Annotated in this window: 17 protein-coding genes; 10 read left to right on the forward strand and 7 right to left on the reverse strand. The window is 58.7% G+C overall.

Features of this window, described 5'->3' with window-relative positions; genetic code table 11:
• Positions 1-7 precede the first annotated feature (7 nt).
• Positions 8-1333 (reverse strand): MFS transporter, encoded by a 1326-nt coding sequence (locus tag QN377_RS03470; RefSeq protein ID WP_095019312.1) that lies wholly within the window; start codon positions 1331-1333, stop codon positions 8-10.
• Between the two features lie 291 nt (positions 1334-1624).
• Between QN377_RS03470 and QN377_RS03475 the strand changes: the two genes are divergently transcribed.
• Positions 1625-2494, forward strand: coding sequence for a LysR substrate-binding domain-containing protein (locus QN377_RS03475; protein ID WP_095001689.1), 870 nt, complete (start codon positions 1625-1627; stop codon positions 2492-2494).
• 44 nt (positions 2495-2538) lie between these two features.
• Here QN377_RS03475 and QN377_RS03480 read toward each other — a convergent pair whose 3' ends face one another.
• The gene (locus QN377_RS03480) at positions 2539-3396 is read right to left on the reverse strand and encodes a LysR substrate-binding domain-containing protein (protein ID WP_095001690.1); all 858 of its coding nucleotides are present in this window, start codon (positions 3394-3396) and stop codon (positions 2539-2541) included.
• Between the two features lie 113 nt (positions 3397-3509).
• Between QN377_RS03480 and QN377_RS03485 the strand changes: the two genes are divergently transcribed.
• The gene (locus QN377_RS03485) at positions 3510-4619 is read left to right on the forward strand and encodes a 2-aminoethylphosphonate--pyruvate transaminase (protein ID WP_095001691.1); all 1110 of its coding nucleotides are present in this window, start codon (positions 3510-3512) and stop codon (positions 4617-4619) included.
• Positions 4620-4691: 72 nt separating this feature from the next.
• On the forward strand, positions 4692-5519 hold the full coding sequence (phnX, locus tag QN377_RS03490) for a phosphonoacetaldehyde hydrolase (RefSeq protein WP_095001692.1): 828 nt from the start codon (positions 4692-4694) through the stop codon (positions 5517-5519).
• 70 nt (positions 5520-5589) lie between these two features.
• Here the strand turns inward: phnX and QN377_RS03495 are convergent, their stop codons facing one another.
• Entirely contained in the window at positions 5590-6138 is a 549-nt protein-coding gene (locus tag QN377_RS03495; RefSeq protein WP_095001693.1) for an NADPH-dependent FMN reductase, read from the reverse strand.
• A gap of 196 nt (positions 6139-6334) precedes the next feature.
• Here QN377_RS03495 and QN377_RS03500 point away from each other — a divergent pair, with 196 nt between their 5' ends.
• Entirely contained in the window at positions 6335-6556 is a 222-nt protein-coding gene (locus QN377_RS03500) for a hypothetical protein (protein WP_095001694.1), read from the forward strand.
• Positions 6557-6727: 171 nt separating this feature from the next.
• Positions 6728-7639 carry a LysR family transcriptional regulator gene (locus tag QN377_RS03505; protein ID WP_095019314.1) on the forward strand — a complete coding sequence of 304 codons (912 nt, stop codon included), beginning with the start codon at positions 6728-6730 and terminating at the stop codon, positions 7637-7639.
• A gap of 53 nt (positions 7640-7692) precedes the next feature.
• Here the strand turns inward: QN377_RS03505 and QN377_RS03510 are convergent, their stop codons facing one another.
• From QN377_RS03510 to QN377_RS03525, 4 genes are all read right to left on the reverse strand, one after another.
• Entirely contained in the window at positions 7693-8268 is a 576-nt protein-coding gene (locus tag QN377_RS03510; protein WP_095019315.1) for a GNAT family N-acetyltransferase, read from the reverse strand.
• A 67-nt stretch (positions 8269-8335) separates the two neighbouring features.
• Positions 8336-9094, reverse strand: a complete 759-nt coding sequence (gene dnaQ / locus QN377_RS03515; protein ID WP_095001697.1) for a DNA polymerase III subunit epsilon — start codon at positions 9092-9094, stop codon at positions 8336-8338.
• Positions 9087-9539, reverse strand: coding sequence for a ribonuclease HI (rnhA, locus tag QN377_RS03520; RefSeq protein ID WP_095001698.1), 453 nt, complete (start codon positions 9537-9539; stop codon positions 9087-9089). Before rnhA ends, dnaQ begins: the two co-directional genes overlap by 8 nt.
• Positions 9540-9625: 86 nt before the next feature.
• Entirely contained in the window at positions 9626-10384 is a 759-nt protein-coding gene (locus tag QN377_RS03525; RefSeq protein ID WP_095001699.1) for a methyltransferase domain-containing protein, read from the reverse strand.
• Between the two features lie 109 nt (positions 10385-10493).
• Here QN377_RS03525 and gloB point away from each other — a divergent pair, with 109 nt between their 5' ends.
• From gloB to QN377_RS03550, 5 genes are all read left to right on the forward strand, one after another.
• Complete coding sequence (gene gloB, locus QN377_RS03530) at positions 10494-11273, forward strand: hydroxyacylglutathione hydrolase (RefSeq protein WP_095019317.1); 780 nt, start codon at positions 10494-10496, stop codon at positions 11271-11273.
• Positions 11274-11370: 97 nt separating this feature from the next.
• The gene (locus tag QN377_RS03535; protein WP_095001701.1) at positions 11371-12771 is read left to right on the forward strand and encodes a lytic transglycosylase domain-containing protein; all 1401 of its coding nucleotides are present in this window, start codon (positions 11371-11373) and stop codon (positions 12769-12771) included.
• Positions 12772-12952: 181 nt separating this feature from the next.
• Positions 12953-14758: an extracellular solute-binding protein gene (locus QN377_RS03540; protein WP_416194595.1), complete on the forward strand. Its 1806-nt coding sequence runs from the start codon at positions 12953-12955 to the stop codon at positions 14756-14758.
• The gene (locus QN377_RS03545) at positions 14755-16596 is read left to right on the forward strand and encodes an extracellular solute-binding protein (RefSeq protein ID WP_095001703.1); all 1842 of its coding nucleotides are present in this window, start codon (positions 14755-14757) and stop codon (positions 16594-16596) included. Before QN377_RS03540 ends, QN377_RS03545 begins: the two co-directional genes overlap by 4 nt.
• The gene (locus QN377_RS03550; RefSeq protein WP_095019319.1) at positions 16597-17670 is read left to right on the forward strand and encodes a microcin C ABC transporter permease YejB; all 1074 of its coding nucleotides are present in this window, start codon (positions 16597-16599) and stop codon (positions 17668-17670) included.
• The last annotated feature ends 1 nt before the right edge of the window (position 17671 follow it).

Below are 17671 nucleotides of genomic sequence, written 5' to 3' on the forward strand. Positions count from 1 at the left end.
CTCCTGCTCAGGTGCGTAAAGGCTTGATCAGCAATGGATGATTGGGCACAAACGGGCACGCGGCTTTGAGCCCCGCAGGTCGGCTGTTCCAGTGCGGAATCAGCACCAGCGAGGAAAACAGCGCGCAGCAGGCAAATACGATAAACACCGTGACCGTGTCGAAATAACCGGGCAGCAGGCCGCCCAGAATCGCCCCGACCGAGCCGCAGCCATTGACGAACCCCGCCGCCGTGGCTCCGGCCTTGGCGGTGCCAAAATCAATGGCTGCAGCGCCGCTGATCATGGAGTCAGGCCCATACAGAGTCAGGCCCATGACAAACAGCAAGGCCACCACCAGCACCACGCTGCCGGAATGCAGTGCACCCATGAAAAACGCCAGGGAAACGGTCAGCGCCAACAGGCTCAAAATGCAGGCGGGCATGCGCCGGGCACCGAACAGCTTGTCGGAGGCCAGGCCGATCATGATCGGCCCCAGCAAACCCGCCAACTCAAAGGCCGTAGGAATAATCGCGGCGCCGACCTTGCCCACTTGCGGCATTTGCTCGAACACAATCACCGGCCCCCACAGCAGAATCGCGTAGCGTGCCGGCTTGAGCATGAAGTACGCCAGACCCAGGGTCAGCACCGTGCGATTGCGCATGATCTCGCGCAACGGTGCCCAAACGCTGATGCGCTTTTCGGCAGCGATTTCATCGGCGCTCATTGGCGGCTCGGGCTCAACCGCCGGCAGGCCGACATCTTGCGGCGTATTGCGCTGGAAGATAAAGAACAGCACCGCCACCAGCGCCACCACCGCCGCGCTGGAAATAAACGCCGCATGCCAGCTGCCGATCAGCGTATACGCCCACCACCCGGCAAAGGGTGAGGCCACCAGCCCGCCAAAGGCGTAGCACGAACTCCACAGTCCCAGCACCCGACCACGTTGCTGCGCCGGGAAAAAGCTGCCGATGTTTTTGCACAGCCCCGACCAGCCGGTGGATTGCGCCAGACCCTGGATCAGCATGCAGGTGGCAAAGATCGGCAAGGTGGCGTAAGTGCCCATCACCAACGCCGCCAGTGCAGAGATGATCAAGCCGCCCAGCACCACAACCCGCGGGCCGAAGCGATCGGCGAGAATGCCCCAGGTAAATTGTCCTACGGCGTAGGCTGCCAGGTAGATGGCATCGAGGTTGGCCATTGCCATCTTGTCCAGATGGAAGCCGGGATCATCAGCAATCCCCAGTTTAGCCACGGAAAAGGCTTTACGAGTGAAGTAAAAGGCCGCGTAGGCCAGCCAGGTGATGGCAAAAATCTGCACGCGCCAGCGCTTGATGGTGGCAAAGGAGTTGTTCATGTCGGGTCTGACCTCAGAGGTGGAATGTGCCGGCAGAATCAGAAGAGAACGCCTGTTTTTTTATTGTGTTGAGCACTTCAATACCGCCCTTCAGACAAGAGCCGTATTTGACAGACACACCCTGAACGGCCCGTTTTTTGTTGGAGTTAGGGGCTGCACATCAGTGTGTCGCGACCCACCGTTATCGAGGACATAACGCCGGGCTGAGGTCGATCAAAGCAATTACTGACTAATAGGTAAAATCGATTTATCGTATTTCACTCATAAGCTCAGCTTGTAAGAGGTTTTTCAATGTCAGTTTCCCATGCGCAGTTGAAGGCCTTTCATGCCGTCGCCGTTCACGGCAGTTTCACACGGGCTGCCGAACGTCTGTTTTTAAGCCAGCCGGCCATCTCCGATCAGGTCAGAAAACTTGAAGAACGCTTCGGGGTGTTGCTGTTCCACCGCAACAAGCGCTCGGTGCGCCTTACCGACCTGGGTGAGCGGTTGCTGAGCATCACCCAGCGCCTGTTCGGGGTACAGGCCGAGGCCCAGGAGTTACTGCAGGACTCCCAGGCCCTGCAAACCGGCAGCCTGATCCTGGCGGTTGACGCCCCTGTTCATGTGTTGCCGCAAATCGCCCGCTTTTGCCAGCGCTACCCCGGGATCACGGTAAAAATCGAAACAGGCAACACCGACGAATGTCTGGCGCGGCTGTTCAACTACCAGGCAGACCTGGCCCTGCTGGGGCGCGATGTGAATGATGACCGGCTGCTGAGCGTGCCCTTGCGCAGCGACCCGATGGTGGCGTTTGTAGCACGCACGCACCCTTGGGCAAGCCGCCGTTCGATCTGCCTGGCCGACCTGGATGACACACCGCTGGTATTGCGCGAAGTCGGTTCGGTAACCCGGCAAACCCTGGAAGAAGAAATGAGCCAGGCCGGCCTGCGTATCCGCGCCGCGATCCAGGTAGAGGGTCGTGAAGCGGCGCGTGAAGCAGTGGTGGTCGGGATTGGCGTGGGGGTGGTGTCGGCGGCGGAGTTTGGCTCGGACTCCCGGGTGTGCGCCCTGCCCATCATCGACTGCAAAAGGCGCCTGACCGAAACCTTGGTGTGCCTGCAGGAGCAGAGCTCACGGCGGGTAGTGGCAACGTTTCTGGAGATTGTGCGGGCAGACCTGTAACACACCATTCGTAGCAGCTGCTACGCGTGTTATTCCCGCACAAATCACACCGCCAGCTCCATAAACGCCTTGATCAACCGCAACTCGGCCCGCCGTTCCATGCAGCCGAGCATATGCAGATTGACCAGCCCCGCGCCGTTGATCGGTACCGCACGCACGCGGGGGTCATGACTGACTTCCACCGACGACACAATGCCCACACCCAACTGCGCAGCGACGGCTTCGGTCACCGCCTCCCGGCTGTCCAGTTCCAGTAATACCCGTGGATTGACTCCAGCCTGCTCACAGGCATTGTCGAAAGTGCGACGGGTAATCGAGGTTGGTTCACGCAGCACCATGATCACCTGATCCAGTTGCCCGATCGCGATGCCATCAGGCAAGGCCAGCCACGGGTGGTTGGCGGGAACCAGCGCACAAATCCGCGACTCGTTCAGCGCACGCAAGGCCAGGCCCTTGCGCGGCTCCACTTCAGTCAGCACCGCCACATCGGCATGCTCCGACAGCAACGCCGCCAAGGTTTCCTGAGCGTTGCCCAGGCGCAAATTCACGGTAACCCCCGGATAACGTGCGCGCAGGCTTGCCAGCATCGGCATCACCAGATGCGGACCATCGGCCGCCACCTCAAGTCGCCCGGTGAGCAACTGGCGGTTGGCCTCCAGCATGACCTGCGCTTCATCCACCAAACCGAACATGGCCCGGGTGATGGCCGCCAGCTTGGTGCCTTCTTCAGTCAACTCCACCCGCCGCGCCGTACGCCGCAGCAAGGTGATCTGGTAGTGCTCCTCAAGCGCCTTGATATGCCCGGTCACCGCCGGCTGGCTGATAAACAGCCGGGCCGCAGCCCGGGTAAAACTGCCCTCGCGGGCCACGGCATCAAACGCACGGAGCTGGAATAAATTCATTTATAAGCCTCACTGATGGCAGGCATAACAACAAACAATTTGATTGATATCAACACAAACTGCAATTTATGTCCTGTACCAAGTAGCCATCCCATGCTTGTGAGGAATTCAGAATGAGTACTGCCGCGCCGATCCTGCTGACCCCTGGCCCACTGACCACCTCGGCGCGTACCCGCCAGGCGATGATGGTTGACTGGGGCTCATGGGATGACAGCTTCAACCAGCTGACTGCCAGCCTGTGCCAGCAACTGCTGGCCATTATCAACGGCGCCGACAGCCATCACTGCGTGCCCCTGCAAGGCAGCGGCACCTTTGCCGTCGAAGCCGCCATCGGCACCCTGGTACCACGGGATGGCAATGTACTGGTGCTGATCAACGGTGCGTACGGCAAACGCCTGGCGAAAATCTGCGAAGTGCTGGACCGTCGCTACAGCACCTTTGAAACCGCTGAAGACGAGCCCACCACGGCGGCAGACGTCGACCGCCTGCTGCATGCAGACCCGAGCATCACCCACGTGGCGTTGATCCACTGCGAAACCAGCACCGGCATCCTTAACCCGCTGCCCGACATTGCCGCAGTGATCGCTCAGCACGGCAAACGCCTGATCATCGATGCCATGAGTTCCTTCGGTGCCCTGCCGATCGATGCCCGGCAAGTCCCTTTTGATGCATTGATCGCTGCCTCCGGCAAATGCCTCGAAGGTGTGCCCGGCATGGGCTTTGTATTCGCCCGCAAAGAAGCCCTGGGCAATGCCGCCGGTAACAGCCATTCACTGGCAATGGACCTGCACGATCAGCACGTTTACATGAGCAAAACCGGACAATGGCGCTTTACCCCGCCGACCCATGTGGTAGCCGCCCTGCACGAGGCACTGCTGCAATACAACGAAGAAGGCGGCTTGCCTGCCCGCCATCAGCGTTACGCCAACAACTGCCAGGCCCTGCTCGACGGCATGGCCAAACTGGGCATTAGCAGTTTTCTGCCCGAGGCTATCCAGGCGCCGATTATCGTCACTTTCCATGCGCCAAAAGACCCCCGCTATCAGTTCAAGGAGTTCTACGAGCGGGTCAAGGCCAAGGGTTTCATCCTGTATCCGGGCAAATTGACCCAGGTTGAGACTTTTCGTGTGGGCTGCATCGGCCACGTCAATCAGGCCGAGATGCAGGCAGCCGTAGACGCCATAGGCCAGGTGCTGCAGGAAATGGAAGTCTTCGATATTTGATGGTGCAGGAACAGGCTAGAACAACCCTATTTACTTCGTGCGGCACAGCCCGCTCTTACAGGATTAACAGACATGAACTACACCAACCCGAGCAAGCTGCAAGCCGCCATCCTCGACTGGGCCGGCACCGTGGTCGATTTCGGCTCGTTCGCCCCAACCCAGATTTTTGTCGAAGCCTTTGCCGAGTTTGACGTGCAGGTGTCCATCGAAGAAGCTCGCGGGCCGATGGGCATGGGCAAGTGGGACCACATTCGTACCCTGTGTGATCAGCCGCAGATAACCGAGCGCTATAAAAAAGTGTTTGGCCGTGCACCCACCGACGATGACGTCACCGCGATTTATGAGCGCTTTATGCCGCTGCAGATCGAAAAGATCGCCGAGCATTCGGCCCTGATTCCCGGCGCACTGGACACCATTGCCCAACTGCGTGAGCAAGGTATCAAGATCGGTTCCTGCTCGGGCTACCCCGCGCAGGTCATGGCCAAAGTGGTTGAACTGGCCGCCACCAATGGCTATGTGGCCGACCACGTCGTGGCCACCGATGAAGTCCCTAACGGTCGCCCCTGGCCGGCCCAGGCACTGGCCAACGTGATCGCGCTGGGTATTGATGATGTGGGTGCCTGCGTCAAGATCGACGACACCGTACCGGGCATTCTTGAAGGTCGCCGCGCCGGCATGTGGACCGTGGCGCTGGTGTGCTCGGGCAACGCCCTGGGCCTGACCTGGGAACAATACAAGGCACTGGCCCCGGCAACCCTGGACAGCGAACGCAACCGCATTCACGCCCTGTTCGCCGGCTCTCGCCCCCACTATCTGATCGACACCATCAGCGACCTGCCCGCAGTGATTAGCGATATCAACCAGCGCCTGGCCAAGGGCGAGATGCCACAGAGCAGCTGATAGCTGCAGGTTGATAGCTGCAAGCTGCAAGCTGCAAGTTTCTGACTTGCGGCTTGCGACTGCTGTAGTCCTAGCGCTCTACCCACCCGGCAAACTGATCGATAAATTTCTGCAAAAACGGTCGGGTTTTATCCGACAGTTTACCGGATGCATCAAACGCATCACCGGCTCCTCCCAGATAAGCCTCAGGCTGCTGCATGCACGGCACATCGAGAAACACCAGCGACTGGCGCAAGTGATGGTTAGCCCCAAAGCCACCAATGGCCCCAGGCGAAACGCTGATCACCGCGCCCGGCTTGCCACTGAACACACTCTGCCCATAGGGCCGCGAACCGACATCAATGGCGTTTTTCAACACCCCTGGCACCGAGCGGTTGTACTCGGGGGTCACAAACAGGATGGCATCGGCCGGGCGGATCTGATCGCGAAAAACCGTGTATGGCGCAGGTGGCGACGCACCATCAATGTCTTCGTTGTAAAGCGCCAGCTCACCGATTTCGACAATAAACAGTTTCAGGCTTGGCGGAGCCAACTCTGCCAGAGCCTGAGCCACTTTTCGATTGAGGGAATCCTTCCTCAAACTGCCAACCAACACTGCAACGCTGTAGACCTTGCTCATGGAAAACCCCGAGTCAGTAGCTGTAGGAAGAGTAGTTATAGATGATCGGACGGCTTTCTTGCACCCCAGTTCACACTATCGGCCTGCAAGCCTGTAAAGTAGGGGGACTATTTTTTTCACATGGTTAAACTTCCCCTGCTGAACAACGGTCTACAGAACCGCAAATTGGGTGTTTATCTCCAGAGGTTCTCTACAAATGGCGGCAGTTCTCGTTGGACAATTTCATGCAAGAGATGCGGAAGGTCGCGTCTATTCCGTGCATGAGTTTGAAGATTCACAAGCAACCGGCGATCAACCCGTAATGACCTACAAACTGGCCATTGGCGATCGTGTCAAAAAGAACGATGACAACAACTTCGAGCTGGTGCAGTCGGGTGTCATCCTGGTTCGCGACCCGTCGCCCGTCGTCGCAGCCTGACCTGCCACTCAGGGCGTACAGGTTGAAGTCAAATGATGAGAGACGGATCAGGCTTCGCAACGCTGAAACCTCATCTGCCGGGCACTGGTGTCCGGCCTCATGATTACGATCCTTTTTGACGACAACAGACGCCGTCAAAAAGGATCAGTATTTGCGAGACAGGACACCAGTATGCGTCTACGCCACATCGAAGTGATTCAAGCCATCTTGCAAACCGGCAACCTCGGCCATGCTGCCGAATTGCTGCAATTGCCCACGGCCACCCTCAACGCAACGCTGCAGGAAGCCGAACAGCAATTGGGCTTTATGCTGTTTGCCAGTATTCGCGGGAGGCTGCAAGCCACCCGCGACACCCTTGTGCTGCAACCCCTTATCAATCAGCTGTACCAGGCACTTGAGCCTCTGCGCCAGTTGGGCAACGAGCTGCGCCAGCATCAGGAACCGGCCTTGCGCATAGCCTGCAGCGAAACCCTGGCCCAACCGCTGCTGCCTCATTGCATAGGCGCCCTCAGACGGCGCTTTCCCGATACCCCGACAACCTTGAGCAGCCAGCCTTGCGCCGAAATTGTGCGCCGTCTGTTAATGGACGAATGCGATCTGGGCTTGAGCCTGCAGCCATCGGAGCAATCCGGGATCGAATCTCTGCCACTGGTTCAAGGCAAGGTGCAGTTTCTGGCGCCTCATGGCTGGCTGTCACCCAAGCACAAATACATCGCACTGCAAGAGCTGGCGGGACAGGCAATGATCGGCCTGCATCAGCACGACCCGTTGAGCCGCCTGCTCGACAGCAAGCTGCAAGCCTTGCGTCCGGCACCGGTGGTGCAGATTCAGGTGCAGAGTTACCAGATGATGCGCAGCATGGTCGAAGCGGGAGAAGGACTGGCGCTGGTCGACCCGTTCACGGCAGTGGGTGCCAGGGCAAACGGGCTGGATGTGTGCCCGATCTCACCGGCGATCCCGGTGACGCTCTATGCGCTTACACGCAAAGGCACCCGGCACGGGCTGGCACTGGATGCCTTGCTGGAGATTGTGCGGCAAAAGGCCGAGGCATTGCTGGCGGATCAGGGCTTGGTGGTGCTTTAAAACACGAGCCCTGTAGCAGCCGCCGAACGCAGCCTCGCAGAGCTCGACAACTGCTACAGATCCCTGCGCTCAAATATCAAATACCAGAAAATAGCCACTTCACGGGTCTGTGGGTCAATACCGCGATAGCGCAAATCATCGATGCCCCCTACCTGATACCCGCAACGCTCATACAACCGGCAGGCGCCCAGGTTGTTGTTCTGGGTCTCGAGCATGATCCCCGGCAGGTTTTTTTTATGGCTCCAGAACCTCACCACTTCCAGCAATGACCTGGCCACACCGTGGCGACGGGCGCCCGCGATAACGGCCAGTTCATCGACATGGGCAAAGCCGTTCCAGTGGGTGCTTACAACCACATGCCCCACGGGCTGGTTGTCCAGGTACGCCATAAAGATGTCGCTGCCCTTGCCACCGCGGTAGCTGGCGAACTCATCCGGGTCGATGCCGTAGCACTTGCGATAGGGCGTAATCAGCTCCAGCGGCCAGTGCTCGACCTTTTTATACCGGTCGGCACGGGCATAGGCACGAACTTCAAAGCTGAAATCGTTGCACCAGACATAGGGCGCAAAACCCTCGTCGGCCAGGCGTACCGAGACTTGAGGGTCTTGGGGGTTGATAACCAGATGCATGAAAAATCCTTCTTTCCTGTCGTCGACGCTGACAATAAGCGGCAGCGGCAGTCAGGTAGGCGCCAGGTTACTGCAGCGTCTGCCCTTTCGCGTCGAGGAGTTGCGCCCACAACGACGGGCCGCCAGCCGATTTGGCAATGGCTTCAAGTCGAGCCGCATGCTCGGTCAAGTCGCTTTCACTTGCACGAATAATCCGGCCCGGTTGACGGTCCGCCGACAGGCGGCGAATTTCGCTGGCCTGATTGCCCGACCCCTCACCCGAGCCATTACCGTCAGAAGCATTCCCGGCCAACGACAGGCTGGTCTGGCCACCGGTCATGGTCAGGTAAACGTCGGCCAGGATCTCGGAGTCGAGCAAGGCGCCGTGCAGCTCACGGCCCGAGTTGTCGACACCATAGCGTTTGCACAGCGCATCGAGGCTGTTGCGCTGGCCCGGGTGACGGGCCCGTGCCATGGCCAGGGTATCGAGGATGGTGCAGTGCTGAGTCAGGTCGGCGCGATCGGTCTGGCCGATCAGGGCAAACTCGTTGTTGAGGAAGCCCACGTCAAACGCAGCGTTATGAATAATCAGCTGTGCGCCCTTGATGAATTCGAAAAACTCATCGGCGACTTCAGCAAAACGCGGCTTGCCCACCAGGAATTCATTGGTAATGCCGTGGACGCCAATGGCGCCTTCGTCACTTTCACGGTCGGGTTGCAGATACACGTGAAAATGGCGACCGGTCAAACGGCGCCCCATCAACTCGACGCAACCGATCTCGATCACCCGGTGGCCGTCGGTGACCGGCATACCGGTGGTTTCGGTATCGAGTACAACACTACGCATGCTTGATTCCCCGTACCTGATCGACCCCACGATTGGCCAACTGGTCGGCGCGCTCGTTGCCGGGATGGCCGATGTGACCGCGTACCCACTGCCATTTCACGGTGTGACGACTGACCTGCTCATCGAGCAGCTTCCACAGGTCGGCATTTTTTACCGGCTCCTTGGAGGCGGTTTTCCAGCCGCGTTTTTTCCAGTTGACCATCCACTCGGTGATGCCTTTCATCACATACTGCGAGTCAGTCACCAGCAGCACCTCACACGGACGCTTGAGCTCTTCAAGCCCGCGAATGGCGGCCATCAGTTCCATGCGGTTGTTGGTGGTATTGGCCTCGCCACCCCAGAGCTCTTTCTCGACACCCTGGCAGATCAGCAAGGCACCCCAGCCACCCGGGCCAGGATTGCCCTTGCAGGCACCATCGGTGAACATTTCAACGCTATCAATCATTGCAAACTATCCAGGTAAGGCTGCTTATGGCCTGACCATCAGCAATGGCCAGCACCTGAGCCGGGCAAACCCGGCCCAACATAAATTTAGGAGTCTGTGTGGCGCCGATTGACCTTGGCCATCTGCAAGGGAATCAGCTTGCCCATCGGTTCCCGGCGCATCGGGTTGACAGGGCGCAAGCCCACCACCATTTTGCGAGCAACCAATACATAGAAGCCGCCACCTGCCAATTGCCAGCTACCGGCCTTGCGTTCCCAGCCGGACAAGCGGCTTTGCCACACTTTGGAAGCGAGCGGCGGACGATAGCACCCGAAGCGGCGTTTCTCCAGCGCAAAGCCCAGCAGGTTCAGCCAGTCGGCGACCCGTGAAGGTGAGATACAGCGTGCCTTGCGCAGGGCATCCTTGGCGAAGACATGGCGCAAGCCCCAACTGCTCCAGGGGTTGATCCCGACAATCAGCAGGTGCCCGCCAGGGCGTACGCTGCTGGCCGCTTCGCGCAACAGACCGTGGGGCGACAGACAGAAATCCAGCCCGTGCTGCAGCACCACCACGTCGGCAGCGTGCTCGCACAATGGCCAGGCCTGTTCTTCGCAGATGATTTCAACACCCGGTAATGGCGCGCCCAGGCGTACGTTGCGCTGAACCTGCGGGGCCTTGGGCGGGGTGTCGGCAGCAGGGCCGTAATGCACCAGATAGCCGCCGAAAAAGCGTCCCAGCTCGTCCTCAAGCACGCGTTGCTCATCTTCGAGCAACAACTGCCCATGGGGGCCAGACAGCCACTCACGCGCCGAACTGATCAGTGCCAGCCACTCAGGATCAGCCTGAGCCAATGCTTTATCGGTCATTGCTCCTCCAACTCGCCCTTTATCTGTCGCAAGCCCTGACGACGCGACTCGCAATAAAACGTCAACAGCCCCTAAGATGCGCCATTGTTTCACACTTGGGAATTGCACCATGTTACAGATCGACGCCCTGCCCGCCTTCAACGACAACTACATCTGGTTGTTACAGGACACTACCCAAAAGCGCTGCGCCGTGGTCGACCCGGGTGATGCCGCGCCTGTTCTGGAGTGGCTGGCCAGGCACCCGGACTGGGTCCTCAGCGACATTCTGATCACCCATCACCATTTCGATCATGTAGGCGGTGTCGCGCAACTTCACGCACACACTAACGCGAAGGTCTGGGGGCCGGCGCTTGAGACCATACCGGCCCGACAAGTGGCACTCAACGACGGCGACCGCATCGAGGTACTGGGCCTGGAGTTCCAGATCCTGCTGGTACCCGGCCATACGCTTGGGCATATCGCCTACTATCACCAAGACCCGACGGCGCCCCTGCTGTTCTGTGGCGACACCCTGTTCGCCGCGGGTTGCGGCCGACTGTTCGAAGGCACCCCGGAACAGATGCATCACTCCCTGACTCGCCTGGCCGCGCTGCCCGCCCACACCGGCGTGTACTGCACCCACGAATACACCTTGAGCAACCTGCGCTTCGCCCAGGCCGTGGAACCGAACAACCCGGATATTGCCGCGCGTGTAGCGCAAGTCACGCAGTGGCGGGCTGAAGGTCGTATCAGCTTGCCATCATCTATGGCACTGGAACTACGCACAAATCCCTTTCTGCGAGTCCACGAAACATCTGTTAAAGAAAAAGCTGACGAGTGGAACTCCCGCGACAACGACTCGCCCAGTGCGGTCTTTGCCAGCCTGCGCAGCTGGAAAGACAGGTTCTAAAACCGGCCGCGGTCAGAACAAAAATTCTCAACAGTTGACCGCGCCCCCCCTGCTTTCTAGAATCCCCCGACATTTTTTCCTGACTTTTTTCAAAACAATGTCGTCATTTAAAGGTAACTCCATCAATTCAGACGCATTGACGCGCATGGTCAAAGCCATTGCGGTGGCTGTCTGCGCCACGCTCGCGGGCTGCCAGTCCATGGATCATTCGGCGCAGACCACGGAGCGGGCCAGCCTTAAAATCGCCAAACGCATTCCCCAGGATCCACTCTGGCTCAGCCAGAAGCCCAGCCCCCTCCCCCCTCAAGATGTGTGGGAGCGCATGCGCCAGGGTTTCAAGTTGCAGGACGGCCAGAACGTCAACCCCCGAATTGAACAACAGCGCCTGTGGTTTGCGAGCAACCCGTCGTTTCTCGAGAATGCGGGCGAGCGCGGCAGCCTTTATATCCACTACATTGTAGAGCGCCTCGAAGAACGCAATATGCCGCTGGAACTGGCCCTGCTGCCAGCCATTGAAAGCGCCTACAACCCAATGGCGTATTCCCACGCAAATGCGGTCGGGCTCTGGCAGTTCATTCCGTCGACAGGCCGCTACTTCAACCTGCGTCAAACCCGTGCCTACGATGGTCGCCGTGACATTACCGCCTCGACGCTGGCAGCCCTGAACTACCTGAACCGTCTGCATGACATGTTCAACGGCGACTGGCTGCTGGCCCTGGCGGCCTACAACGCTGGCGAAGGTACCGTCAGCCGGGCCATCGAGCGCAACGAAAAGCTCGGCCTGCCGACCGACTACTGGAACCTGCCACTGCCGCAGGAAACCAAAGACTACGTGCCAAAACTGCTGGCCCTGTCACAAGTGGTTCTGGCCCCTGAAGCCTACGGCATCAACCTGAACCCGATCGCCAACGAACCCTACTTCGAAATGGTCGAGATCAAACAGTCCATGGACCTGTCCCGCGTGGCAGCCCTGGCCGAAATCGACGAAGACGAAATGTTCCAGCTCAATCCGGCCTACAAACAGCGCGCCACCACCGATGGCCCCCAGCATCTGCTGGTACCTACGGCCAAAGCCCAGCTGTTGACTGCCAGCCTGTCCAATCTCAGCTCCGACCAACTGGTCAGTCTGCGCCCCAACAAGCCGGTATTTGACAAGGTTGCAAGCACATCCCCAGCTCGCCTGAACCGCAAGTACCGGGTCAAGAGCGGCGACAACCTGACCCTGATTGCCAAGGCCAACAAGGTCAATGTCAAAGACTTGCAACACTGGAACAAGCTCAGCGGCAACAACCTCAAGGCCGGCCAGGTCCTGGTGATGCAGGACACACGCAAGCCCTCGGGCAAAAAGCCGACCCAATACAAGGTCCAGAAAGGCGACTCGCTGTATATGGTGGCCAAGCGTTTCAACGTTGAAATGCAGCATCTCAAGCGCTGGAATCCAAACAGCGCAAAAGCCCTCAAGCCGGGGCAAATGCTGACCGTTTCCAAACCCCGATAAGCACAGCGCTGACATCCCCCGCGGGCAAGCTGATTCCTACACAAAAGTAGGCCGCAGCTTGCCCGTCGTGCTTACCAGCGTGGCCTTTTTCCTACAGATACAAGCTGTTACTGTACGGAAACCTTAAGCCCAATGCCTGGATCGGATCTCTGACTTGACGCGTCCCCTCCTTACGCTATTTATCTGCCTGGCCTTGAGCTTCACCGCCAGCGCAAACCTGAGCGAAAGCCACGGTTATGCGCAGTTCGGCACACTCAAGTACCCCGCCACCTTTACCCATTTCGACTGGGTAAACCCTGACGCCCCCAAGGGCGGCACCTTGAAGGTCATGGCGTTCGGCACGTTCGACACGATCAACCCCTACACCTTCAAAGGCACCAGCCCGGTTTCGACTCCCAACTTCCTGCAGTACGGGGTCAATGAACTCAACGAAACCCTGATGGCCGGTACGGGCCAATATGCCCCCTCCGGCGATGAGCCAACATCCAGCTATGGTTTGATCGCTCAATCAGTGGAGTACAACGAGGACCGCAGCTGGGTCGTCTTTAACCTGCGACCCGAAGCCCGCTTTCATGATGGGACGCCGATCACTGCCTACGATGTTGCCTTCTCCTACGACCTGTTACTAAAAGAAGGTCATCCGCAGTACCGCACCAATCTTCAGGAAGTCCAGCGGGTCGATATCCTGGGCCCCAAACGAATTCGTTTTGTCTTCAAGCGCTCAGGCAACCCGTTGCTGATTTTGCGCCTGGGCGAACTGCCCGTGTTGCCCCAGCATTACTGGGTAAAGCGCGACTTCAAAGCCACCACCTTCGAGCCACCGCTGGGTAGCGGCCCCTATCGCATTACCCGGGTTACCCCCGGGCGCCAACTGGTCTTTGAGCGCGTCAAGAACTGGTGGGGCGCCAACCTGCCGGTCAACCGCGGCAAATACAACTTCGACCGGGTTGAAGTGGAGTTCTACCGCGACAGCGATGTCGCCTTCGAGGCGTTCAAGGCCCGCGAGTTCGACATTTACATCGAGCACCAGGCCAAGAACTGGGCCAATGGCTATAACTTCCCGGCGGTACGCCGCGGCGATGTGATCAAGGCCGAAATTACCCACCAGATCCCGACACAAACCCAGGGGCTGTTTATGAACAGTCGCCGCGCCACCTTTGCGCAAAACAAAACCCGTGAGGCCCTGGGCCTTATGTTTGATTTTGAATGGACCAACCGCACCCTGTTCAACGGCGCCTACCAGCGCGCCGTGAGCCATTACCCCAACAGCGAATTCTCGGCCAGCGGCATTCCCCAGGGGCATGAGTGGCTGATGCTGTCACCCTGGCGCAGCCAACTACCGCCCGAACTGTTCAACCAGGCCTTTACCTTGCCGCAAACCGACGGCCGCGGCATCCCCCGCGCAACTCTGCGCCAGGCACTGGCACTGCTGGATGAAAGCGGCTGGAAACTGTCGGGCCAGCGCCTGGTCAATAGTGAAGGCAAAACCCTGCGTTTCGAAATATTACTGGTAAACCCGAACCTTGAGCGCATCCTGCAACCCTATGTGGAGAACCTGGCCAGCATTGGCGTCGATGCCCGGCTGCGCACCGTGGATCGCGCGCAATACAAGCAGCGCCTGGACCAGTTCGACTTTGACATGATCCTGATGACCCTTGACCAGACCCTGAGCCCCGGCCTTGAACAGTGGCAGTACTTCCACTCCAGCCAGGCCAACGTCAAGGGCAGCAAAAACTATGCAGGGGTAGCCAGCCCGGTGGTGGACCAACTGCTCGAGCGCCTGCTGGCCGCACGGACCCGCGACGAGCAATTGTCTGCCGGCCAGGCCCTGGACCGCGTGTTGCTTTGGCAGCACTACATCATTCCCAACTGGTATCTGAACTATCACCGCCTGGCGTACCGCAACCGGTTCGCCTTTGTGACTACGCCGCCCTACACCCTGGGCCTCAGCGCGTGGTGGCTTAAGCCTACGGAGAAAAAACAATGATGCCTTTGCGTACATGGCTAAAGCCCCTTGCTAGCTTGTTGTTTGCCGGTTTTGCCTGCACGGCCATGGCCGCTCCCCAGCATGCCTTGACCCTCTATGACGAGCCGCCGAAATACCCTGCCGACTTCAAGCATGTCGACTACGTCAACCCGCAAGCCCCCAAGGGCGGTACCTTTCGCAAGTCTGCGCTGGGCAGCTTTGACAGCCTCAACCCGTTTATCAATAAAGGCGTGCCAGCCGACGACATTGATCTGACCTTCGATACCCTGGCCCGGCAAACCCTCGACGAGCCTTTTACGTCCTACGGCCTGATTGCCGGGAAAATCGAGAAAGCCCCGGATAACAGCTGGGTGCGGTTTTACCTGCGCCCGGAAGCGAAGTTCAGCGATGGCCATCCGATTCGCGCCGAAGATGTCGTGTTCAGCTTCGATACCCTGATGAAAAGTGGCTCGCCGCTGTACAAGGGTTATTACAGCGATGTCGACCAGGCCATCGCGGAAAACCCGCTGCAAGTGAAATTCACCTTCAAGCACAACAAAAACCGTGAACTGCCGCTAATCCTTGGCCAGCTCCCGGTTCTGCCCAAGCACTGGTGGGAAACCCGCGACTTCAACAAGGGCAACCTGGAAATCCCGCCCGGCAGCGGCCCCTACACCATCGCCGAGATCAAGCCCGGGCGCTCGATCCGCTACGAGCGCAACAAGGACTATTGGGGCAAGGACCTGCCCATCAACAAGGGCCTGTACAATTTTGATGCCATCACGGTCGATTACTTTCGCGACAACAGCGTTGCCTTCGAAGCCCTCAAGGCCGGTCAGTTTGATTACTGGCTGGAGATCAGCGCCAAAAACTGGGCCGGAGCCTACAACTCTCCGGCATTTACTCAGGGCCGCCTGAAAAAAGAAGAAATCCGCAACCACAATCCAACAGGCATGCAGGGATTTGTCTTCAACCTGCGCAGGCCAATGTTCCAGGATGTGCGTGTACGCGAGGCGCTAAGCCTGCTGTTCGACTTTGAATGGGCCAACAAGCAACTGTTCAACGGTGCCTATGCGCGCACTGGCAGCTACTTCGAAAACTCGGAAATGGCCGCCAAGGCGCCGCCGACCGAAGCTGAACTGGCCATTCTGGAGCCCTTGCGCGGCCAGATTCCCGAGCAGGCGTTCAGCCAGGTGTTCAAGCCCAGCGTCACCGACGCCAGCGGCATGATTCGCGAGCAACAGCGCCGCGCCTATCAACTGCTGCAAGACGCCGGCTGGCGCATCGTCGATGACAAGATGGTCGACGCCCAGGGCAAGCCGGTGAAGATCGAATTCTTGCTGGCACAAACCGAATTCGAGCGCATCCTTCTGCCGTTCAAGCGCAACCTCAGCGACCTGGGCATCGATTTGCAGATTCGCCGGGTCGACACCTCCCAATACCTCAACCGCCTGCGCTCAAGGGATTACGACATGATTGTCGGCAGCTTCCCGCAGTCCAGCTCACCCGGCAGCGAGCAGCGCGAGTACTGGGAATCACAAAGTATCGACAAACCCGGCAGCCGAAACTTTATCGGCCTCAAGGACCCGGCCATCGACCAGTTGACCGAGGGCCTGATCAACGCCGAGTCACGGCAAAGCCTGATCAACCATGCCAGGGCGCTGGACCGTGTGTTGCAGTGGGGCTTCTACGTGATCCCCAACTGGCATATCAAAACCTGGCGCGTGGCCTACTCGAACCATATCGGCCATCCCGAAGTTACGCCCAAATACGATATCGGCACCAACACCTGGTGGGCCAAACCTGACGCAAAACCTGCACCCTCTACCAAACCTTCAAGCGCGAGCCAGGAGCCTTAAATGCTGGCTTATATTTTCAGGCGACTGCTGCTGATCATTCCGACACTGTTCGGGATTCTGTTGATTAACTTCATCATTATCCAGGCGGCCCCCGGCGGCCCGGTTGAACAGATGATCGCCAAGCTCGAAGGCTTTGACGGCGCCACCAGCCGCATCGCCGGTGGTGGTTCGGAAGTGTCGGTGGCGGGCTCCAACTACCGTGGCGCCCAAGGGCTGGATCCGGAACTGATCAAGGAAATCGAAAAGATGTACGGTTTCGACAAGTCGGCGCCGGAACGCCTGTGGATCATGATTAAAAACTACGCCCGACTGGACTTCGGCGAAAGCTTCTTCCGCGACGCCAAGGTCATCGACCTGATCAAGGAGAAAATGCCGGTCTCCATCTCGCTGGGGTTGTGGAGCACCCTGATCATGTACCTGGTGTCGATCCCCCTGGGGATCGCCAAGGCCACGCGCCACGGCAGCCACTTTGATGTCTGGACCAGTTCACTGATCATCATCGGCTACGCCATCCCGGCCTTTCTGTTTGCCATCCTGCTGATCGTGCTGTTTGCCGGGGGCAGTTACCTGGACTGGTTCCCTCTGCGCGGCCTGACGTCCAACAACTTTGACGAACTGAGCCTGGGCGGCAAGATTCTCGATTACTTCTGGCATCTGGCATTGCCCGTTACGGCACTGGTTATCGGCAACTTCGCCACCATGACCCTGCTGACCAAAAACAGCTTTCTCGACGAGATCAACAAACAGTATGTCGTCACTGCCAAAGCCAAGGGCCTGACCAACCACCGGGTGCTCTATGGCCATGTGTTCCGCAATGCCATGCTGCTGGTTATTGCCGGTTTCCCGTCGGCCTTTATCGGAATTTTCTTTACCGGCTCACTGCTGGTCGAAGTGATTTTCTCCCTCGATGGCCTGGGCCTGATGAGTTTCGAGGCCGCGATCAATCGCGACTACCCGGTTGTATTCGGCACCCTGTTTATCTTTACGCTGGTCGGGCTGGTGGTGAAGCTGATCGGTGACCTCTCATACACCCTGGTCGATCCGCGTATCGACTTTGAAAGCAGGGAGCATTGAG

Origin of the sequence: Pseudomonas sp. CCC4.1, assembly GCF_035019225.1 — a bacterium.
Taxonomy (GTDB): domain Bacteria; phylum Pseudomonadota; class Gammaproteobacteria; order Pseudomonadales; family Pseudomonadaceae; genus Aquipseudomonas; species Aquipseudomonas bubulae.